The 22363-nt window shown below is 35.3% G+C and carries 19 protein-coding genes and 1 tRNA gene; 14 read left to right on the top strand and 6 right to left on the bottom strand.

Translation table 11 applies throughout. The annotated features are described in order from the left end of the window. The first annotated feature begins 1 nt into the window (after position 1). The 11 genes from AC000W_RS00725 to AC000W_RS00675 all read left to right on the top strand — a co-directional run bounded on the left by AC000W_RS00725 (position 2) and on the right by AC000W_RS00675 (position 14823). A complete protein-coding gene (locus tag AC000W_RS00725; RefSeq protein ID WP_474745186.1) occupies positions 2–2221 on the top strand; it encodes a SulP family inorganic anion transporter in 2220 nt (739 codons plus the stop codon). Then, positions 2218–3078 carry an MBL fold metallo-hydrolase gene (locus AC000W_RS00720; protein WP_474745184.1) on the top strand — a complete coding sequence of 287 codons (861 nt, stop codon included), beginning with the start codon at positions 2218–2220 and terminating at the stop codon, positions 3076–3078. Before AC000W_RS00725 ends, AC000W_RS00720 begins: the two co-directional genes overlap by 4 nt. A 92-nt stretch (positions 3079–3170) precedes the next feature. Then, on the top strand, positions 3171–4790 hold the full coding sequence (locus AC000W_RS00715; protein WP_474745182.1) for a S8 family peptidase: 1620 nt from the start codon (positions 3171–3173) through the stop codon (positions 4788–4790). Positions 4791–4801: 11 nt separating this feature from the next. Then, entirely contained in the window at positions 4802–6664 is a 1863-nt protein-coding gene (locus tag AC000W_RS00710) for a M1 family metallopeptidase (RefSeq protein ID WP_474745181.1), read from the top strand. Positions 6665–6679: 15 nt separating this feature from the next. After that, positions 6680–7069: a ribonuclease P protein component gene (gene rnpA / locus AC000W_RS00705; protein WP_474745180.1), complete on the top strand. Its 390-nt coding sequence runs from the start codon at positions 6680–6682 to the stop codon at positions 7067–7069. After that, positions 7053–8681, top strand: coding sequence for a S41 family peptidase (locus AC000W_RS00700; protein ID WP_474745179.1), 1629 nt, complete (start codon positions 7053–7055; stop codon positions 8679–8681). Before rnpA ends, AC000W_RS00700 begins: the two co-directional genes overlap by 17 nt. 48 nt (positions 8682–8729) lie before the next feature. After that, a complete protein-coding gene (locus AC000W_RS00695; RefSeq protein ID WP_474745178.1) occupies positions 8730–10292 on the top strand; it encodes an NAD(P)/FAD-dependent oxidoreductase in 1563 nt (520 codons plus the stop codon). Further along, entirely contained in the window at positions 10289–10675 is a 387-nt protein-coding gene (locus AC000W_RS00690) for a GyrI-like domain-containing protein (protein WP_474745176.1), read from the top strand. The genes AC000W_RS00695 and AC000W_RS00690 overlap by 4 nt, the downstream gene beginning before the upstream one ends. Positions 10676–10808: 133 nt before the next feature. Further along, a complete protein-coding gene (locus tag AC000W_RS00685) occupies positions 10809–12923 on the top strand; it encodes an outer membrane protein assembly factor BamB family protein (RefSeq protein ID WP_474745175.1) in 2115 nt (704 codons plus the stop codon). A 61-nt stretch (positions 12924–12984) separates the two neighbouring features. After that, positions 12985–14205, top strand: a complete 1221-nt coding sequence (gene dcm, locus AC000W_RS00680) for a DNA (cytosine-5-)-methyltransferase (RefSeq protein ID WP_474745174.1) — start codon at positions 12985–12987, stop codon at positions 14203–14205. Between the two features lie 3 nt (positions 14206–14208). Next, positions 14209–14823, top strand: coding sequence for a hypothetical protein (locus tag AC000W_RS00675; RefSeq protein ID WP_474745173.1), 615 nt, complete (start codon positions 14209–14211; stop codon positions 14821–14823). 7 nt (positions 14824–14830) lie between these two features. Here AC000W_RS00675 and AC000W_RS00670 read toward each other — a convergent pair whose 3' ends face one another. From AC000W_RS00670 to AC000W_RS00660, 3 genes are read right to left on the bottom strand one after another with little or no spacing between them, the layout of a single operon-like run. Next, a complete protein-coding gene (locus AC000W_RS00670; RefSeq protein WP_474745172.1) occupies positions 14831–15268 on the bottom strand; it encodes a GNAT family N-acetyltransferase in 438 nt (145 codons plus the stop codon). Between the two features lie 4 nt (positions 15269–15272). Next, on the bottom strand, positions 15273–16190 hold the full coding sequence (locus AC000W_RS00665) for a cation diffusion facilitator family transporter (protein ID WP_474745171.1): 918 nt from the start codon (positions 16188–16190) through the stop codon (positions 15273–15275). Positions 16191–16193: 3 nt separating this feature from the next. Next, positions 16194–16625, bottom strand: coding sequence for an RpiB/LacA/LacB family sugar-phosphate isomerase (locus tag AC000W_RS00660; RefSeq protein WP_474745169.1), 432 nt, complete (start codon positions 16623–16625; stop codon positions 16194–16196). 597 nt (positions 16626–17222) lie between these two features. On the opposite strand from AC000W_RS00660, the gene rnr reads away from it, so the two are divergent. From rnr to AC000W_RS00645, 3 genes are all read left to right on the top strand, one after another. After that, positions 17223–19415: a ribonuclease R gene (gene rnr, locus AC000W_RS00655; RefSeq protein WP_474745167.1), complete on the top strand. Its 2193-nt coding sequence runs from the start codon at positions 17223–17225 to the stop codon at positions 19413–19415. A gap of 62 nt (positions 19416–19477) precedes the next feature. Continuing rightward, positions 19478–20161, top strand: coding sequence for a head GIN domain-containing protein (locus AC000W_RS00650; RefSeq protein WP_474745166.1), 684 nt, complete (start codon positions 19478–19480; stop codon positions 20159–20161). A 13-nt stretch (positions 20162–20174) separates the two neighbouring features. Further along, complete coding sequence (locus AC000W_RS00645) at positions 20175–20837, top strand: LysE family translocator (protein WP_474745164.1); 663 nt, start codon at positions 20175–20177, stop codon at positions 20835–20837. A gap of 30 nt (positions 20838–20867) precedes the next feature. On the opposite strand, the gene AC000W_RS00640 is transcribed toward AC000W_RS00645, so the two are convergent. The 3 genes from AC000W_RS00640 to AC000W_RS00630 all read right to left on the bottom strand — a co-directional run bounded on the left by AC000W_RS00640 (position 20868) and on the right by AC000W_RS00630 (position 22344). After that, positions 20868–20938: transfer RNA gene (locus AC000W_RS00640), tRNA-Cys, on the bottom strand. A 49-nt stretch (positions 20939–20987) separates the two neighbouring features. Beyond that, complete coding sequence (gene folB, locus AC000W_RS00635) at positions 20988–21347, bottom strand: dihydroneopterin aldolase (protein WP_474745163.1); 360 nt, start codon at positions 21345–21347, stop codon at positions 20988–20990. A gap of 49 nt (positions 21348–21396) precedes the next feature. Next, a complete protein-coding gene (locus AC000W_RS00630) occupies positions 21397–22344 on the bottom strand; it encodes a PorP/SprF family type IX secretion system membrane protein (RefSeq protein ID WP_474745162.1) in 948 nt (315 codons plus the stop codon). Positions 22345–22363: the final 19 nt, after the last annotated feature.

Here is a 22363-nt window from a genome sequence, read left to right as displayed (position 1 = left end):
TTTGGGAACCAAAACCAGCAACACAAAAAGCTTTATCGGAGCATTGCCAAAAAATATATTTTCTGGTTTTGTGGTTTCGCTTATAGCATTGCCGCTAGGTCTAGGGCTTGCCCTAGCAAGTGAGGCGCCTCCTATTTCAGGAATTATTGCTGCGGTAGTTGGTGGTATAATCGCATCCATCTTAGGGGGGTCAAATGTCACCATTACGGGGCCAGGAAATGGTTTGGTTATAGTTCTTTTAGGGGCCATTACAACTTTAGGCAATGGGGATATGTATCAAGGGTATCTCTTCACATTAGCTGCCATTGTGGTCTCTGGTGGTCTTATGCTTTTATTGGGGTTTTTAAAAATGGGAAGGCTGGCAGATTTCTTTCCCGCATCAGCAATTGAAGGAATGTTGGCTGCAATAGGTCTTGGCATTTTGTCCAAGCAATTCCATATAATGATAGGGAATAGCGCAGAAAAAGGAAGTATTATTGGATTGTTGTCTCGCATTCCAAAAGGGTTGATTCAGCTTTTTCAATCTGAAAATTCAAGTGTTCTAATTGCTGCAGCAATTGGTATTGTTAGTCTTTTGATTATGGTATTTTATTCCAAAATAAGAAACAAATACTTTCAGTTGATTCCTGCTCCAATGTGGATATTAATACTTACTGTTGGTCTTGGATATGTTTATTCCTCATTGGGAAAAGCCCACCCTCTTGATGCTTCTTTCTTAATTAATATTCCTGATGATGTTTTTGGAAATATGGCATTCCCAGATTTTTCTAAGATTGCCAACAAAGATTTTATTTTGGCTGTTTTTGCAATTACCCTAATAGCAAGTATAGAATCTCTTTTAAGCATTAAAGCGGTAGATAAATTAGACCCTCAAAATAGAAGGTCTAATGTAAATAAAGATTTAAAAGCTTTGGGTTTAGCAACCAGCATAAGTGGCTTGCTTGGTGGATTAAATGTGGTCACTGTAATTGCAAGAAGCTCCGTGAATGTAAATAATGGCGCAACCAATAGGTCTGCCAATTTTTTTCACGCCCTATTTCTTCTAGCCTTTGTTCTTCTTTTTCAAGAACAGTTAAAAATGATTCCTTTGGCGGCACTCGCGGCAATTTTAGTTTATACTGGATACAAATTGGCCACGCCAAAAACTTTGGGCAAAGTGGCCAAAATTGGGAGAGAGCAAATTGTAATTTTCCTTGGTACCTTAATTACTACTTTGTTTACCAATTTAATAACCGGTATTGCTGCGGGTATATTAATCACTCTACTTATTCATGTTTTCATAAACAAAGGAGGGGCGCTATTTATAAGTCATCTTTTTAAACCAAATGTGTTAATGTTTAAAGAAAGAGATGGCGGTAATTATTATGTAAGCGTAAAGTATTTTTGTAGTTTTTTAAATTTTTATAGGGTTAAAAATAAACTGGATGCTATTCCTGAGAACGAAGATGTTGTCTTAGATTTTTCCATGTGTAGTTTTGTTGATCATACTGCCATGGAAGGCTTGGAAAACTATATGTCAACCTTCGAAAAAAAAGGAGGAAGCCTTGAGGTTGTAGGGCTTGATAAACATGATACAGATTCCAAACATCCTTTTGCTATAAGGAAAATAATTCCGTTTGCATCCATAAAACCAATTGAGCGATATTTCACCAGAAGACAAAACTCATTAAAAACTACTGCAAAAGAATTTAACTGGAATTACATTCCACAAAAGAATACAGATACCTCTTTCTTATCGGATTTTGTGTTTTTTAACACTAGAGAAATAGGCTACTTCTACAACAAGCTTATTGATGCAAAAGAACAGCATCAGGTGTTAGACGTGGAATTTACCGAAGGTGCTTTTATCGCTCGTGAAGTTGTTAAAACAACTGTAATGTATATAAAGCTGCAGAAAAAACTACCCGTGTTTACGCTTGATAAAGAAGGGCTTTTACATTTAATTTATAGTTTAGCTGGCTTTAAAGACATAAAAATTGAAAATCATCAAGATTTTAACAAGCGGTTTTATTTAAAAGCGGAAAACAAAGACCAAATAGTTTCATTGTTTACCCATGAGCTTATTCTTTTTTTTGAAAGCCACCCTTACTATCATGTGGAATCAAACGGAACGTCTCTCTTAATATTAAAGAAAGAACGTTTGTTAAGTGTTCATGAGGTAAAAGCTATGATTTATTTTGGACAACAATTGAGTGATTTGCTACAGAAGGAAAACACATGAGGCTATATCCTATTGAGACTGGAAATTTTAAGTTGGATGGCGGGGCCATGTTTGGTGTTGTTCCCAAGACTCTCTGGAGTAGAACAAATCCTGCGGATGGAAATAATTTAATAGATATTGCTGCAAGAAGTCTTGTTGTTGAAGATGGTAATAGGTTGATCTTAATTGATACTGGTATCGGCAACAAACAATCAGACAAGTTCTTTAGTTATTATCATCGCTGGGGAGATTACTCAATAGATACTTCCTTAAGAAAATATGGTTTTCATAGAGATGATATAACAGATGTGTTTATGACGCATTTGCATTTTGATCATTGTGGGGGAAGTATTCAGTGGAATAAAAATAGAACAGGATATGAGCCGGCTTTTAAGAATGCCGTTTTTTGGACCAACAAAAACCATTGGGAATGGGCAACTAAACCCAATGCTAGGGAAAAAGCTTCTTTTCTAAAGGAAAACCTCTTGCCTATGCAAGAAAGTGGGCGGCTTAAATTTATTGAAAGAGGTAATAGTCCTTTTCTAAATAAGTCAGAAGTGGGTTTTGGTATTCTTTTTGTAGATGGGCATACAGACAAACAAATGATACCGCATATAAAGTACAAAGGAAAAACTGTGGTTTATATGGCCGACCTATTACCAACCGTTGGTCATATTCCCATTCCATATATAACTGGGTATGATACACGTCCTTTATTATCCATGAATGAAAAAGAGCTGTTTATGAATACTGCTGTTAAAAATGAATTTTATTTGTTTTTGGAGCATGACGCCCATAACGAGCTGTGTACGGTAAAAAGAACAGAAAGAGGGGTAAGGTTAGACAAAACACATTCTTTTGATTCCATTTTCAACTAATTTTAAGCTTTCCCGCCCTAATCTGTAACTCCTTTTTATGAAATCATTAAATAAAAGTAAATTTGCGCATTATCATATATAAAAATCCTATTATGACATTTAAATTATCGTATTGTGGTGCTTTAGCCACACTTTTTTTATTAGTTGGCTGTGGTGCTACTTCTTTGGTTACTACTCCTGTTGAAAACATAGATACAATTCCCTTAAAAACAGCTGACCTTACAGAGTCTGAAAAAAAGAATTGGGGTCACCTAGACCTGTTCAAGGACACTATCCCTGGAATGAGTGTTAATAAAGCTTATTCTGAAATTATTGGAAACAGAAGGGGGAAAAAGGTTATTGTTGCGGTTTTAGATTCTGGTATCGATTTAACCCATGAAGATTTGGATGGGGTGCTTTGGACAAATACAAAAGAAATTAAAGGAAACGGTAAGGATGATGACAATAATGGATATGTAGACGATATTCATGGGTATAATTTCTTAGGAAAATCCTACAATGAGCAATTGGAATTCGCCCGTATCCTTAGGCTTAAGTTGGGTGATGCCGCCCTACAGGCCAAGGCCAAATCAGAATTAGAAAAAAATTATCAAGAAGCTTTACAGAATAAACAACAATATGAGCAAATTCTACAGGCGGTAAAAAATGCAGATGCTGCAGTAAAAAAAGAGCTTGGAAAAGAAACGTATACAAAAAAAGACTTGGCTGGTATTAAAACAGAAGACCCCACCATGCAACAGAATGTTTCCATTTTAATGCAAATGTTCACTTTTGCCGATTCAATTCCAGAAGTGTTGGAAGAACTAGATGGGGGCATAAAGCATTTTACAGACCAACTTAATTACAATTTAAATGCTGATTTTGATGGTAGAAAAGATGTTGGGGACAATCCTTATGATTTTACAAGTTTGGGTTATGGGAACGGAAACCCTCAGGCTATTGGTGAAGACGAAGATCATGGTACGCACGTTGCAGGAATTATTGCCGCAGAAAGAAATAATGACAAGGGTGCCAACGGTGTGGCCAACAATGTGGCTATAATGAGTATAAGAGCAGTTCCGAATGGAGATGAATATGATAAGGATATTGCTTTAGGCATACGATATGCTGTTGATAATGGCGCAAAAATTATTAACTGTAGTTTTGGAAAATCTTACTCTCCAAATGCGGAATGGGTATACGAGGCCATTAAGTATGCCGCATCAAAAGATGTGCTAATAGTCCATGCTGCCGGGAATGATGGGAATGATTTAGACAGCCCTTCCAATCCAAACTTTCCAAATGATCAAACAAACAATGGTCCAGAAATAGCCGATAATGTAATAACAGTAGGTGCTTTGGATAGTAAATATGGTTCAGAAGTAGTGGCCTCTTATTCTAATTATGGTACAATAAACGTAGATGTTTTTGCTCCGGGAACAGATATTTATTCAACCATTCCACACAATAAATATGAGTATATGCCAGGGACTTCTATGGCTTCTCCTGCCGTGGCCGGTATTGCGGCCTTAATTCGTTCGCAATATCCAAAACTAACAGCATCAGATGTAAAAAACATTATTATGGAATCTGGTTTAAGTTTAAAAACACCTATAATTTTAGGCGGTGACCCATCTAAAAAAACGACTTTTGATAAGGTTTCAAAGTCTGGGAAGATAGCCAATGCTTATAATGCATTGATGTTGGCCGCAGAAGTTTCAAAAGGAAAATAAAATTGATGATTATGAAGAATAAGATGAAAGTTTTTTTTGTGCTGTTCCTGGGTTGTACGGCCTTCTTGGTAAACGGTCAAAACTCAACAAACTACTGGCAACAACATGTAGACTATACGATGGATGTAAAAATTGATGTTGAAAACTATCAATATTCTGGCACCCAAAAATTGATTTATACCAACAACTCCCCTGATGAAATAAAAAGGGTTTACTATCATTTGTACTTCAATGCTTTTCAGCCTGGTAGTGAAATGGATCTTCGGTTGCAAAATATTGAAGACCCAGATAGAAGAATGGTTGTGGATGGCAAAAGTAGAATTGCTCAACTTAAAGCAGATGAGCAAGGGCATTTACATGTCACCTCCTTAACCCAAGATGGTGAAAAAGTATCGTATGAAGAAGAAGGGACCGTGTTAATTGTAGAATTGGCAAAACCAATTCCATCAGGAGGCAAGGCTTCTTTTGATATGGTTTTTTCTGGTCAGGTTCCTGTTCAAATAAGACGTTCTGGTCGTAACAACAAAGACGGGGTGGCTCTTTCCATGAGCCAGTGGTATCCAAAAATGGCCGAATATGATTTTGAAGGTTGGCATGCAGACCCATATATAGCCCGTGAGTTTCATGGTGTTTGGGGTGATTTTGATGTTAAGCTAACCATTGATAAAAATTATGTGGTGGGTGGAACTGGCTATTTACAGAATCCGCAAGAAATTGGACATGGGTATGAAGCTCCTGGAACAAAAATTAAAAAACAAAAGGGGAAAACACTTACTTGGCACTTTAAAGCACCAATGGTTCATGATTTTATGTGGGCGGCAGACCCAGAGTATGTTCATGACACCTTGCAAATGGAAAATGGTCCTATGCTCCACTTTTTCTATAAAAACGATGAAAAATTTATAGAGACATGGAAAGCCGTACAGCCAATGACCGAAAAGGCCATGGCCTTTTTTAATAAGAACATAGGGGAATACCCATATGAACAATATTCCGTAATACAAGGTGGGGATGGTGGAATGGAATATGCCATGGCAACTCTTATAACTGGGGGTGATAAGCCTGGAAGTGTCATCGGTACCATGATTCATGAGTTGGCTCATTCTTGGTTTCAGCATGTTTTAGCAACAAACGAGGCCAAACACTCTTGGATGGACGAGGGCTTCACTTCTTTTATTTCGGCACTATGCAGCAATGAAATAAGGGGCCCAAAAAAGGACAATCCGTTTGAGGGTTCTTACAAAGGTTATTACTACCTCGTAAATTCAGGCAAAGAACAACCACAAACCACACATTCAGACCGTTATGCTTCAAATATGCCCTATGGTATTGCTGCCTATAGTAAAGGGGCTATATTCCTGTCTCAATTGGGATATGTGATTGGTCAGGACAAATTGATGGAAACCATCAGAAAATATTATGAAGATTTTAAGTTTAAACACCCTGTTCCAAACGACATTAAAAGAACTGCGGAAAAAGTTTCTGGACTGGAGTTGGATTGGTATTTAATGGATTGGACGCAGACCGCCAATACCATAGATTATGGAATTAAAGACGTGGCCGCCGAGGGAGAGAAAACAAAGATTACTCTTGAAAGAATTGGGCTAATGCCAATGCCTATAGATGTTTTGTTGGTATATGAAGATGGTTCTCAAGAAACTTTCTATGCCCCTTTACGGATGATGCGAGGAGAAAAAGAAAATCCATACCCTACAATCAACAGAACTGTTTTGGAAGATTGGCCATGGATAAACCCAACGTATGAATTTACCTTGGATAAGCCGCTAAATCAAGTAAAGGCAATTCTTATAGATCCATCACAATTAATGGCGGATATAAATCCAGACAATAATATATACCAAGCTCAGGAATAGGGCTTTTGCCTAATTATGATAAATTCCTTCCAAAAAAAAGAAAAGCTAAAAAGTAAAAAAGTCATTGAAAAACTTTTTGAAGAAGGTAAAAGTGTTTCCAATTATCCTATAAAACTCATATATCTAAAAGTTTCTCATTTCCCTGAAGATGTAAAATTCCAGACAGGTGTGGCGGTTCCCAAAAAGAATTTTAAAAGTGCTGTGAAAAGGAATCGTATTAAAAGGCTTTTAAGAGAAGCATATAGGCTTAACAAGGCTGAAGTTTTTAACAACATTGAGGGAAACTTTGCGTTTTTATTTTTATATATTGGTAAAGAAATGCCTCCATATAAGGACTTGGAAAAAAGCTTTGTAATGGTTGTGCAAAAATTTACAAAACAAATGACTCATGAAAAGACTGATTAACAAGCGTGTTTTGATTCCTCTTTTTGCGGTGGTCCTTTTGGTCTCGGCATCAAGTTTTAAAAGCGATTTCTTTGAGATAGCCAAACAAATAGAAATTTTCACCACACTTTTCAAGGAGCTTAACATGAACTATGTGGATGAAACTAATCCAGCAGAATTAATGGATACGGCCATTAAAAATATGTTGGATGAGTTAGATCCCTATACAAAATTCCTTAATGAACAGGATGTTGAGGCTTTTAAAATAAACAATGCGGGGGAATATTCTGGTATCGGTGCTTTGGTTCGTTCCTATGATGACCGTTTATTAATTGTAGAACCCTATAAAAATTATCCTGCCGACAAAGCGGGCCTTAAGGCTGGTGATGAAATCATACAAATTGGTGATATAAAGGTGGTTGATTTTAAAGAAAATGCATCAGACCTATTAAAAGGAGCCAACAATACGAGTGTTAACATTACTTATAAGCGACAAGGAGAAATAAAAACCACATCCATTTCTAGAGAAGGAATAGAGGTAGACGCTGTTCCATATTACAAAATGGTGGATGCCACAACTGGCTATATTGTTTTGGCAAAGTTCAACGCAAAAGCTTCAAAGCAAACCAAAGAGGCTATTATAGCCTTAAAAAATGATGGTGCAGAAAAATTAATATTAGACCTAAGAGGAAATCCAGGGGGATTATTGTCCGAGGCTATTAACGTAACAAATCTTTTTGTTCCAAAAGGGGAGCTTATTGTCACCACTAAATCAAAGGTTAAAAAATTTAATAGAGAATATCACACCAAAAATCAACCTGTGGATAAAGAAATTCCATTGGTGGTACTTGTAAATGGGGGTAGTGCCTCGGCCAGTGAAATTGTCTCCGGTAGTTTGCAAGATTTGGATAGGGCGGTTATTATAGGTGCTCGGAGTTTTGGGAAAGGACTAGTGCAACGCCCCTTAAAATTGACCTATGGCACACAATTAAAAGTAACTATTTCCAGATATTATACTCCTTCTGGCAGATGTATACAGTCGTTGGATTATTGGAATAGGGACGATTCTGGTAATGCGGTGAAAACAACTGAATTTAATGATTTTACAACCCGTAACGGGCGAAAAGTACAAGATGGCGGCGGCGTACTACCAGATGTTGAAATAAGCACCGTGAAAACAAATGTCCTTACAAGAGCCCTTATAGCTAATCATGTGATTTTTGATTATGCTACCAAGTATTATTATGACAACGCCATAGGAAATGTTGATGCTTTTACTTTTTCAAACTCTGATTTTAATTCCTTTAAAAATTATGTTTCTCAGAGTAATTTTGAATTTGAAACCAAAGCAGAAAAGGTAATAAAGAAAGCTATGGCTGATGAAGCAAGCTCAATTTTCGGCAATGACGTGGAAAATGGTTACAGAGCTCTATTGGTAGAAATGGAAAAAAGTAAAATAGCCTCTTTGGACAAATACCAGAAAGAAATCCAAAAAAATCTTGAGGACGAAATAGTTAAACGATACTTCTATAGAGAGGGGCTTTATGATTATTATTTAAAAAACGATGACGCCATTATGACTGCCACAGAACTTTTAGATGATAGTGCACAGTATGCTTCCCTTTTAAAATAAGCTGCTCTATCAACGATTCCCCATATTGTTTTTAACTAATTTTGGGGAATGGTCAAAGAGCTTCAGCTTCGTATAAATCTTATTGAAGAAAAAAAAGAGGGAGTTCTAAAAAGAAAAGCTTCAAAAGAGTTAGGTGTTTCTATAAACGAAATTACAGCTGTAGCTGTTTTACGAAAATCTATAGATGCTCGTAAGTCCCAAATAATATTTAACTACAAGGTTGTTGTTTATATTAACGAAGCTGTTCCTGAAAATTCTGGATATGTTTTTGACTATAAAGATGTTTCATCTGCCAAAGAAATTCATATTGTTGGTTTTGGTCCTGCGGGAATGTATGCCGCCCTCCGTTGCATAGAACTGGGGTATAAGCCTGTTGTTTTAGAGCGTGGAAAAAATGTGCAGGATCGGCGTAGGGACCTACGCGCCATTAATCAATTTCATGATGTTAATGAAGACTCCAATTACTGCTTTGGAGAAGGTGGTGCGGGCACATATTCGGATGGTAAATTATATACCCGAAGTTTAAAGCGAGGTGATGTTCGTCGTATTTTTGAAAATTTTGTATTTCATGGTGCTACAGAACAGATTTTGATAGATGCACATCCTCATATTGGCACGAATAAGTTGCCTAAAATTATTCAAAATATTAGAGAAACAATCCTAAAACATGGAGGAGAAATTCACTTTGAAAGCAAGGTGGTTGATTTTTTAATTAAAGAAAATAAATTACAGGGCATTGTTTTTCAAAATGGTGCTGAAATGCCGGTAAGGGCTCTAATCTTGGCAACTGGACATTCAGCTAGGGATGTCTATTATTTGTTGCAAAAAAAGAACATTGCTATACAGTCCAAGTCCTTTGCTATGGGGGTTCGCGTAGAACACCCACAATACATCATAGATTCAATTCAATACCATTGTGGGGCAAAGCGAGATGAATTGCTGCCTGCGGCCGCATACAGTTTAGTCCATCAAATACAGGGTCGTGGGGTTTACTCTTTTTGTATGTGTCCTGGGGGGTTTATAGTTCCTGCTGCAACAGCAAACGGAGAGGTTGTTGTAAACGGAATGTCCCCATCTAAACGCAACAATAAATATGCAAACTCTGGAATTGTTGTTGAAATAAATGCAGAAAAAGACCTTGCTAAATATGAAAGATTTGGGGAGTTAAAAGGGTTAGAATATCAAAAGGACTTGGAAACGCTGGCTTTTAATGCAGGTGGAAAAAGTCAAGCGGCACCCGCACAGCGCCTAACTGATTTTGTTGAAGGAAAGTTATCTAACGATTTGAACAGTTGTTCCTATCAACCAGGGTTAAAATCAGCTCCTCTACACTCTTTGCTGCCAAAATTAATAGGTGGAAAATTACGCAAGGGCTTTGCGGCTTTTGGTAAAAAAAAGCATGGTTATTATACGGCTGAAGCCAATGTGGTTGGTGTAGAATCTAGAACTTCATCCCCCGTAAATATTCCAAGAAATGATAACTTAGAACACCCTGAAATTGAAGGCTTATTCCCTTGTGGAGAAGGTGGCGGTTATGCGGGTGGTATAGTTTCAGCAGCAATGGATGGAGAACGTTGCGCAGAAGCCGCAATAAAAAATATGAGAACATGAAAGCGCCACGTATAGAATCTATAGAGAAAAAGAAATTGATTGGCATGTCTTGTGAAATGTCTCTGACGAATAATAAAACTCAATCCTTATGGGGTGGGTTTATGCCTCGAGGCAAAGAGATAAAAAACAAATTAGGCACAGAGTTATACGCCTTACAGGTTTATAATTCTCCTTTGTTTGGAGATTTTTCTCCTGAAACAACTTTTGAGCAATGGGCGTGTGTTTCGGTAGCCAATTTTGACATGATTCCTTTGGGCATGAAAACATTTGTGGTGCCAGCTGGGCTTTATGCTGTGTTTATACATAAAGGGTTGGCAAGTGATTTTCCTAGGACAATGGCTTATATAGCTGGAATATGGTTTCCAAAATCAGAATACACATAGGATTTTAGGCCTCATTTTCAGGTAATGGTAGACACCTATAAAAATAACAATGTGAATTCTCAGGAAGAGGTTTGGGTACCTATTAAGTTAAAATAGCCCTATCTTGTATGGGCAACATTTAAGCTTCCGCCCAATGAAAAATTATTTTCTTTTTTTTGTTTTCTTGTTTTTAATAGCATCTGGTTGTACTAAAAAAAAGGAGGGTGCTATAAAAAAATATACGACATGGTCTTCTTATTTAGGGGGTTCAGACCGGAACCATTATTCAAAATTGTCTCAAATCAACCCTAAAAATGTTAATCAATTAAAATTAGCTTGGTCATATTCAGCTATAGACAGTGGGCAAATGCAAATGAGCCCCATTGTAGTAGATACCATTGTATATGGTGTCACCGCTGCTGTTAGGGCTGTTGCCATACATGCGGAAACAGGAAAGGAAATTTGGCGTTTTGGTGATTCTCTAAAAGTATGGCACTCAACAAGTCGCGGGGTTTCTTACTGGGAAAGGGGAAATGATAGACGGGTGTTTTACACCAGAGGCGAACATCTTTTTGCCTTAAATGCCCTAACAGGAAAACCTATTTCTTCTTTTGGTAGTGGTGGAAAAATAGATTTACGTACTGGTTTTCCTGAGTCTGCTAAAGACAAATTCATTGTTTCAAATACTCCGGGAACCATATTCAAAGATTTAATTATTATGCCCACACGAGTTTCTGAAGACGCCGGTGCTGCCCCTGGAGACTTAAGGGCTTTTAATGTGCTAACAGGAAAAGTTGAATGGGCTTTTCACACTATTCCACACCCCAACGAATCTGGGTATCAAACTTGGGAAAACAAAGAAGCTTATAAGGACGATATAATCGGAGGGGCAAACAATTGGGCCGGAATGTCTTTGGATGAAGATACTGGAGTACTATATGTTCCAACAGGAACTGCCTCTCCTGATTTTTACGGTGCTCAAAGAAAGGGGAGTAATTTGTATGCAAATTGTTTGTTGGCGCTAGAAGCCGCAACAGGAAAGTTGCTGTGGTATTTCCAATTTACTCATCATGACCTATGGGATAGGGATTTGCCTGCGCCTCCCAACCTAATTACTGTAACACATGGCGGAAAGAAAATTAAGGCCGTGGCACAAGTAACCAAACAGGGGTTTGTTTTTCTGTTTGATAGAAAAACAGGTGCGCCCTTGTTTGATATTGAAGAGCGGCTTGTTCCGTCTTCCTCTTTAAAAGGAGAAAAGACTTGGTCCACACAACCATTCCCCTTAAAACCAAAACCATTTGCAAGACAATCTGAAGGTTTAACTGAAAATGATATAAGTCCATATGCTGAAAACAAAGAAGAATTAAAAGACCTTTTCTTAAAATCAGACAAAAGAACCTATGCTCCACCAAATACTAAACCTGTGTTTCTCTTGCCTGGATATGATGGAGCTGCAGAATGGGGAGGTGCTGCTGCAGATCCAAGTGAAGGGATTGTATATGTAAATTCCAATGAAATGGCATGGATATTACAAATGGAGGAAAATAAAGAGGCTTCCTCTTCCATTCCCCTGGGTGAGCGCACTTATATAACAAATTGTGCCACCTGTCATCAAAAAAACAGGGAGGGGCTGCCTGCCAGTGGTTTTCCTTCCTTAATCAACATTAAGGAAAGGCTTAATAAGAATGAGATTTCGCAAACTATAAGAAAAGGAAAAGGAATGATGACAGGCTTTCCACAAATAAATGGGGATGAAAAGGAAGCTTTGCTTCGATTTCTAATGGATTTAGAAACTAAACATAGTGTTGGTTCGGAGATAGGTGATGGTGGCGCTTCCAAGGTGCCATACAAACATATGGGGTATAATAAATTTTTGGATAGCAATGGGTTGCCCGCTATTTCTCCTCCTTGGGGAACTTTAAGTGCAATTGACATGAATTCTGGTGAATATCTTTGGTCCATTCCTTTTGGAGAAACCCCACATTTAAAAGAGCAGGGGTTTCCCACAACGGGTACAGAAAACTATGGGGGAGCTGTTGTTACAGAAAATGGTTTGTTGTTTATTGCGGCAACAAAAGATGGTGTTTTTAGAGTCTTTAACAAGCATACAGGTGAAATTCTATGGGAGTATAAACTACCTGCTACCGCTTTCGCAACCCCTGCCACATATGAGGTTAATGGTAAACAATATGTTGTAATTGCGTGTGGAGGTGAAAAATTGGGGACAAAAAAAGGAAATCAAATCGTAGCTTTTGCTTTAGAGTGATTCTAAAATTAGGATCTTGTATTAAAATCTACGATATTAGTGGCTCAAAAGAACAAAACAAATGCTTAAAGTAGTTGAGCTGTTTGCTGGTGTTGGAGGGTTTCGTCTTGGGTTAGAAAAACAGAACAAATATAAGGTTGTTTGGAGCAACCAATGGGAACCTTCTACAAAGACACAGCATGCATCTATGGTTTATGAAGCACGGTTTGGGCCAGAAAATCATTCAAATCAAGATATTTCAGAAGTGCCAACCCGTGAAATACCTGACCACGATTTACTTGTTGGTGGGTTTCCTTGCCAAGATTATTCGGTGGCAACAACACTAAAAAACTCCAAAGGACTAATTGGAAAAAAAGGAGTGCTCTGGTGGTCTATTCATAGAATTCTTAAAGAGAAAAGAAACAAACCAAAATATTTGTTCCTTGAAAATGTAGACAGGCTTTTAAAATCACCCTCTAACCAAAGAGGTCGCGACTTTGCTATAATACTCAAAAGCTTATCAGATTTAGATTATGCCGTAGAGTGGCGCGTTATAAATGCGGCTGATTATGGTATGCCTCAACGAAGAAGACGAGTTTTCTTTTTGGGATATCATAAATCCACATCTTTATACAAGTCGCTAAAAAAAGAACGACAAAAAAATTGGCTTCAAGAAACTGGCACATTAGCCTCGGCTTTTCCTGTTGGGGATACTATGGAAAATGAAAACAGCATTGTTTTGGATAATGATTTAATTTCCATTTCTAATGGGTTCAATGCTAATGGTGGCCTTTCTCCTTTTCAAAATAGTGGGGTTTGTGTCAATGGGGTTGTTTATACGGCCAAAACAAATGCAAAATACAGTGGAAAAAGAGCTGTTTTAAATGATATTCTTCAGAATGGTGAAATTTCTAATGAGTTTTACATCTCTCAGGAGGATTTGCCCAAATGGAGCTATTTAAAAGGAGCAAAAAAAGAGGTTAGAAAAGCCAAAACTGGTTTTGAATATAACTATAGTGAAGGAGGAATGGTTTTTCCAGATTCTTTGGACAATGCATCAAGAACTATTATTACTGGTGAAGGCGGTAAATCGCCTAGTCGATTTAAGCATGTTGTACAAACAAAAAGAGGTCTTCGTCGTTTAACCCCTGTTGAGCTAGAACGTTTAAATATGTTCCCAGATAACCACACAAGGCAAGAGGGCATTAGTGACGCAAAAAGGGCTTTTTTTATGGGCAATGCTCTGGTTGTTGGGGTTGTTGAAAAAATTGGGGAAGCGCTTTTTAATAAAATTAATTCTTGATAGGTGAGCTTAAAAAGTAGTTTTAAATCAGACTTAGAAAAAGAGCAAGAACTTGCTGTTTTGTTAGATAAGCACTACACCAAATACCTAAAAACCTACTCTTTTGAAAGAATCAATGATATAAAGCGGCAAATGTTAGGTATAGATGTCATCTTTACACAAAAAAAAACTGGTGTGTCATTTTTTATAGACGAAAAAGCACAATTAGATTATATAAATGATAGTCTGCCAACCTTTGCCTTTGAGCTTCAATATCAAAAAGCGAATGTTTTAAAAAGAGGTTGGCTTTTTGATGAAAACAAAAAAACAGCTTTCTATTCTTTGGTTACCAGTATTTACAGTGACGAGCTAAATAAATTTACTTCTTGTAAAATAACCTTTGTAAATCGTGCAAAATTAGTAGGGTTGTTGTCATCTAAAGGAATTAATGAAAGCACATTAAACAATTATATAAAATCAAACATCGGCCATAATGGTAAATTTGTCATGGCAGAACTTAACTCTAAAAAGGAAGGGTATTTGTATTTTTCCACATCAAATAAATTAGAAAAACCCATTAATCTTATTCTAAGATTAGATTTTTTAATTGATATAATGGTTGGGAAACGGCTTTGTTAAGACAAAATCACATATACATTCCAACATGTGGAATTCCATCTTCTAAATATTCTTCTCCTTTTTCCTTAAAACCTAAGTCCATGTAAAAATTTTTAAGATAGGTTTGGGCAGAAATATGAATAGTACCATCGATAAATTTTTCTTTTATTACATTAATGGAAACTTTCATTATTTCTTTTCCTAAACTGTATTTTCTTTCCTCTTTTTTTACCACGACCCTACCAATACTGGCCTCCTTAAAATAATCACCTGCTTTAAAAATTCTAGTATAAGCAATTATTTTTCCTTCTTTTTTTCCAATAACGTGCAATGCTTTTTGGTCTTTTCCGTCCAAATCTTGATACACACAATCTTGTTCAACCACAAACACTTCTGATCTCAGCTGCAAAACATCATATAGTTCTTCCGTGCTTAATTCTTGAAAAGTCTTTACTTCAATTTTCATTCTTCTAATCTTGGACAATTACATCTTTACTGTCGCACTTACCAAATTCTGGTTGAATATTTAAATGGGTTATTCCAAAATTATGATATGTTTCTTCCTCTATTGCGTTTAAGATAACGTCAAATTCAGATAAACTAATGTCCTTTTTAAAATCGACATGGGCTTCTAAATGAACTTCATCTTCGTTTAATTGCCATACGTGTACATGGTGAACATTTTTAATAGGTTCAATTTTTGTTATTGCAGATACTATTTTTTTCACTTCTATGGTGTCTGGTGTAAACAACATTAATACTTTAGTAGATGCCTTTAAAAGTGCATATCCCATATAAATTAAATACAAAGCAATAACCAAAGTTAACAATGGGTCTATCCAATAAATCTTATAAAATTTCATTAACAAACCCCCTACAAGTACTGCAACCGAAGCCATCATGTCTGTGAATAAGTGCAAATATGCAGACTTCATATTCATGTTACTTTCAGAATCTTTTTTTAGTAAAAAAACACTATATCCATTTGCTAAAATAGCTATCAAAGAAAGCCATATAACAAGATTAGACTCTACCACTTGTGGGTTTAGAAATCTCTCTATTGCTTCCTTTATTAATATAATAGCAACAACAATTAATGAAGATGCATTTACAAAAGCAGCAATAATTTCTGCTCTTTTATAACCAAAAGTTCTATTAAATGATGCGTCCTTTTTAGATAAAAAATTAGCTATATAACTTATTATTAATGAAATAACATCACTAAAATTATGAAGAGCGTCAGACAATAATGAAAGGCTTCCAGATAAAAGCCCCCCTATAACCTGTGCTATTGTTATTAAAATATTTAAAAGAATAGAAATAAATAAATTTCTTCCTTTTAGATCTGGATGTGCATGTGAGTGATTATGGTTGTGAGAGTGTCCCATGTGTTAAACACAAGGTATTTTTTCTATTCTCCTTTCGTGTCTTCCTCCTTCAAATTTGGTGTTTAAAAAAGTTTTTACCATCTCCAAAGCTTGTGGCAATGAAATAAATCTTGCTGGAAGACTTAATATATTAGCATCGTTATGTTCCCTGGCTAATTCTACAATTTCCTTATTCCAACAAAGGGCACATCTTATTTTTTGGTGTTTATTAGCTGTCATTGTAGCTCCATTGCCACTTCCACAGATTATAATTCCCATATCTACTTTTCCATCTTCAACATCTTTAGCTACTGGGTGAATAAAATCTGCATAATCTACACTATCCGACCCATCTGTTCCATGATTGTTGACTTCTATATTTAGGGATTTTAACAGCCCAATAATAGCAAGTTTATATTCTGTTCCTGCATGATCATTTCCTATAGCTATTTTCATATAATTGCCGTTTTTCTGTGTAAACAAAGGTACAAAACCGTTTTTATTAAATTAAATAATAGTGTGTTAACAATCTATTTTTTATTATTATAACATATTGATTATCAATATTTTAATATTTTACTCTATTTGTTGATAGTATACTAATAATTAATAAAACTAAATTTTTATTTATCAAAAATAAGTCCTCTTATAAAAGTCATTTCATATATCAAAATAAACTTTTAAAAAAGAAACATTAATTTTTCAATACAAGAAATCAACATAGTTAACATTTACACAGCACTTACTTATTAAAAAATTTATGTTGAAAGTAGTTATTAATATGTGTTTATAAAAAACGTAAGTACCTGAAAATTATAAGAAATAAGAAATGATAAAATTGTAATAAAAAGGTTTTCTTGTTAAAAGCAAGAAAACAATAATTAATTTATAGAGACTATTAACATGCAATCATAAACATCATTTTTTATTAATTAATTAAAAAGAAAATATGTATTTGTTTATATGTGTTAATAACATTAAAAGTTGCTATCTATCTATTTTAGAGAAGTCAATGGATTATAATTTGTAATTTTCCAGAAATTAAGAAAGTTAATGACTAAAAAAAATAAAAGAGCTAAGAGTCAAAGAAAAAATGAGATTACAAAAGGAATTTTTACGGTACTAGAAAAAGAACCAAATAAAGATTTTAATTATAAACAAATAGCTGCAAAAATTGGAATTGACGATGCATTTGATAGGAATGAATTAATAAAAAGATTGGTTGAGTTAAAAGAGAAGAAAAGAATTATTGAAGTTACAAGGGGAAAATATAAAGCAGTATCAAATACAAAATCGTATCATAGTGGAAGAATAGATATTACAGGGAGAGGAAATGCATATGTTATAGTAGAAGGAATGGATAATGATATTTTTGTTCCTTATAATAAATTAAAGAAGGCTTTTCATGGTGATACTGTAGAAGTTTACATTTATCCACAGAAAAAAGGAAAGAAACTAGAAGGAGAAATAAATAAAGTACTTGAAAGAAGAAAAACCACTTTTGTTGGTATTGTGGATTTACAGAAAACTTTTGCTTTTGTAAAACCTTCAGATTTTAGAATGTATACGGATATTTTTGTTCCTTTTGATAAAATAGGAGAAGCAAAGGATGGTGAAAAAGTATTAGTGGAAATTATTGAATGGCCAGAAAAAGCAGATTCGCCAATTGGAGAAATTACAGAAGTCCTTGGTATTCCAGGAGAACATAATACAGAGATACATTCTATTTTAGCTGAATATGGATTGCCTTATGAATTTCCAGTAGATGTAGAACGTTATGCTAATACATTAGATACAAGTATAAAGAAAGAGGAAATAGGAAAGAGAAGGGATATGAGAGATATCCTCACTTTTACAATAGACCCAAAAGACGCAAAAGACTTTGATGATGCCCTATCTTTTAGAATATTAGAAAATGGAAATTATGAGATAGGTATTCATATTGCAGATGTATCTCATTATTTGGTTCCAAATACTATTTTAGATGATGAAGCGTACGAAAGGGCTACATCAGTTTATCTTGTAGATAGAGTGGTTCCTATGTTGCCAGAGGTATTATCCAACAATGCTTGTTCATTACGCCCAAATGAAGAGAAATATACCTTTTCAGCTATTTTTGAATTAGATGATAATGCAATTTTAAAAAACCAATGGTTTGGTAGAACAGTTATAAATTCTAATGAACGTTTTGCTTATGAAGAAGCACAATATATCATAGAAAATGGTGATGGCAGTATACCTAAAAATATTTCTATTAGAGAGGATGCTTATAAAGTGGCAGATGATGTGGTAGATGCTACGCTAACATTGAATAAACTTGCTAAAATAATGCGCTCCAAACGAATGGTAGAAGGCGCTATTTCTTTTGATAAGGTTGAAGTGCGTTTTAATCTGAATGAAAAAAATGAACCTGTCAGTGTTTATTTTAAAGAAGCTAAGGATGCAAATAAACTTATAGAGGAGTTTATGTTACTTGCTAATAGAAAGGTTGCTGAATTTATTGGCAAACAAAAGCCAAAAAAACCTTTTGTGTATAGAGTACATGATGAGCCAGATGAAGAAAAATTAATGAACTTAAATGGTATTATTTCTCGTTTTGGACATAAGCTAGACTTTAAAAGCAAAAAAACCATTAGCGAGTCGCTAAATAAGCTTCTAGAGGATGTTAAAGGACAAAAAGAACAGAATTTAGTAGACACTCTTGCTATTAGAAGTATGAGTAAAGCAATTTATACAACGGAAAATGTTGGGCACTATGGTTTGGCTTTCGATTATTATACGCATTTTACCTCTCCAATTCGTAGATATCCAGATGTAATGGTACATCGTTTACTTCAACACTATCTTGAAAATGGAAAAGCATTAAAAGCAGAAGTTTATGAAGAAAAATGTAAACACTCTTCAAATATGGAGGGTCTAGCAGCAAGCGCAGAAAGAGACTCTATTAAATACATGCAGATTAAGTTTATGCAAGACCACCAAGATAAGGAGTTTAAAGGAGTTATTTCTGGGGTTACAGAATGGGGAATATATGTTGAGATAATAGAGAATAAATGCGAAGGAATGGTTAGGATTAGGGATATAAAGAATGATTATTATAACTTTGATGAAAAACAATACGCAATTGTAGGCGAAAGAACAGGAAAAACATATCAATTAGGAGATGTTGTAACCGTAATGGTAAAAAGTACAGATTTAATAAAAAGGCATTTAGATTTTACTTTGTTGGATAAAATAGGTGAATAAAAATACTATTCTGGAACATAAATAGTTATCTTTTGTAGGAATTTACCTAAAAACCCGAATCAATGAAAAGGATAATTTTATTAGTAATTGTTTGTATAAGCGTTTACACAAGTACTGCGCAGAACGAAGAAATAATACAGTCTCTTGATAAGTTTTCTGAAATTAAAGGTTTTGATGGGTTATCAATAAACCTTATAAAATCTACAGAAAACAAAGCTGTAATCACTGGGGTTAACACCAAAAAAGTTGCGATAGTAAACAATGAGGGTGTTTTAAAAATAAGGATGGAAATAGTCAAATTATTTAGCGGATATAGAACTTTCATAGATTTATATTATACAGAGCCGCTTAAGATAATAGACGTTAATGAGGATGCCGTAATATCATCATCGGAAGAGGTTTTTGCAGGGGATATCTTAGAACTAAAAGCTCAAGAAGGCGGAGAGCTTAAAATTAACGCTAATGTTGAGCAAATATTAATTAAATCAGTAACAGGAGGGGTTATTACAACAACAGGGTCTGCAAACCTTCAAGATGTAAACATTAACACTGGGGGTGTATATAAAGGAAAAGATTTGCAAACAAAGTTTAGTACCATTAGTGTAAATGCGGGATCAAATGCCAGTATTTTTGCGACGGATTATGTAAAAGCTACGGTAAAAGCTGGTGGGGAAGTATTAGTATATGGGGACCCTTCAAAAATGGACGAAAAGACAGTCTTTGGTGGTAAGATTACCAGAATGTAATTGAATAAAATTTATGTTTGAAGACATACAGGCGGCAATTCCTTTGGGTTTTATCTTAAGTTTTATAATTGGCCCTGTTTTTTTTGTTTTATTAGAAACTAGCGCAACAAAAGGCTTTAGGGCAGCTGTCTCTTTTGATTTAGGGGTAATTCTTGCAGATGCCGTTTTTATTTTAATAGCATACTTCAGTAGTTTTCAATTACTTGAAAATTTAAGTAACCAACCCGGTTTGTTTGTTTTTGGTGGTGTAATACTTCTTATTTATGGGGTCACCACTTTTTTTAAAAATGATTTGAAAGAAAAGAACAAAAAAATAAAAATAAGCAAAAATTATCTCGGCCTTTTTGTAAAAGGGTTTTTATTGAACTTTATCAATATAGGCGTACTGGTTTTTTGGCTTGGAATTATTATTGTTGTGGGTCCTAGTCTTAACAATAACCCAAACAGAATAGTTATTTTCTTTTCAGCGATGCTTATTTCTTATTTTATTACAGATATTTTTAAAATACTGCTTGCTAAACAGTTAAAAAGAAAACTAACGCCCAAGCGAATAGTTTTATTAAAAAAAGGGTTGGGTATTATTCTGGTTATCTGTGGACTAGTTTTAATTACCAAAGGGTTTCTCCCAAGTGATAAATTAAATATTGAAAAAGGAATAGAAAGAATTAGGCATTAAAAAAACCCACCTAAATAGATGGGTTTTATGAGGCATCGAGCGGATTCGAACCGCTGTACAAGCTTTTGCAGAGCTGTGCCTAGCCACTCGGCCACGATGCCATTAAGGCTGCAAATGTACTATTTTTTTTAGGTTTCTTAAAAGCAAAAATCAACCTCTTTTTTCAGACAAAGAGACAGTAACCAATTCAACATCTCCTCCTATAGGAGGGTTTATTTTTGACACGGACACTTGTGCCGCATCAATTAAATGTATTTCAGCAAAAAGACGGGTTAAAATTCTTTTGGCAACATGCTCCAATAATTTGGAAGGAATGGACATTTCCTCTTTTACCACCTTGTTTATGTGTACATAGTCTACAGTATCTTGCAAGCTATCTGTGACCGACGCTTTTGCAAGATTAGCCTCAATAGAAACATTAACTAAATAATCACTTCCAATAGCTGTTTCTTCTTTAAGGCACCCGTGATATGCATAAACGCGAATATTATCTACATTGATTATACCCATAAATAATGTTGAAAATTTATGCAAACATAATTAATGTAATGGAGAATTATTAGAAAGAACACCTACAATTACTTAGCCCTTGGAATAGGTCTACTCCCAGTGTAACAACATGGGTTCCCGTACTATACCCTAAAATCTCATTTAGAATAATTTGATAAGAATATCCAAAATAAAAATTGTTCTTTTTTAGACCTACAATTGGAGCTATATATAAAGGGTCGCCAATTTGGTCATTTAAAAACCTATAAGTAACACCAGCATAATAATAATCTTCAAAATCATGCCATCTAAATTTTGTGTTTAAATCGGTCACAGAACGGCCATCGCTTTCAAACCACTGAAAGAATATAGAAGGCTCAATTTCTAAATTGCTGTTTTTACTTTTAGAATAACTATACCCGGTATAGACGTAGTAGTTTCTTAGTTTGTTTGGCTCAAATTGTGTGTCAAACTTTGTTAGGTCTTTTGGCAATACATTTGAGGCATTGGCACTTATATAGAATTTGTCCTTACGGTACATAATCCCAACGTCAAAATTATGGTTTGTTGTTGCTCTGTCATCAGTTACGTTGGGGTCGTTATTGTCCACAAAGTTTTGAATATCAATTCTAAACTGATTAAAATTGTATGAAACACCAAAAGATAAAAATTCATCATCATACCTATCTAGGGTAAGGTGGTGTGCAAAGGACACCCTTGCCCCTCTTTGTTTTGTTTCACCATTACTGTCATTATATAACAGCATTCCTAGTCCGGACCTATTTCCAATTCTAGCATCAGCTGCTAGAGACTGAGTGTCGGGCGCGTCTTCAATACCTACCCACTGGGTAAGACCATTGACTCTAATTTTGATATGATCGCCTATTCCTGCATATGTTGGAGACATTACAAAGGGATTGTCTGCCAAATATTGAGAAAGTTGGGGAATAGTAAGCTCTTGTCCTTTTGCGCAAAGCACAGATAAAAACAAAGACAAGACCAACAGTTTATTCCGCATAGTTTTTAGGTTAAGTTTT

It is taken from the genome of Saonia sp. (genome assembly GCF_056326165.1).
The sequence above is the reverse complement of the archived record's forward strand: the minus strand, read 5'-3'. Positions and strand labels throughout refer to the sequence as shown.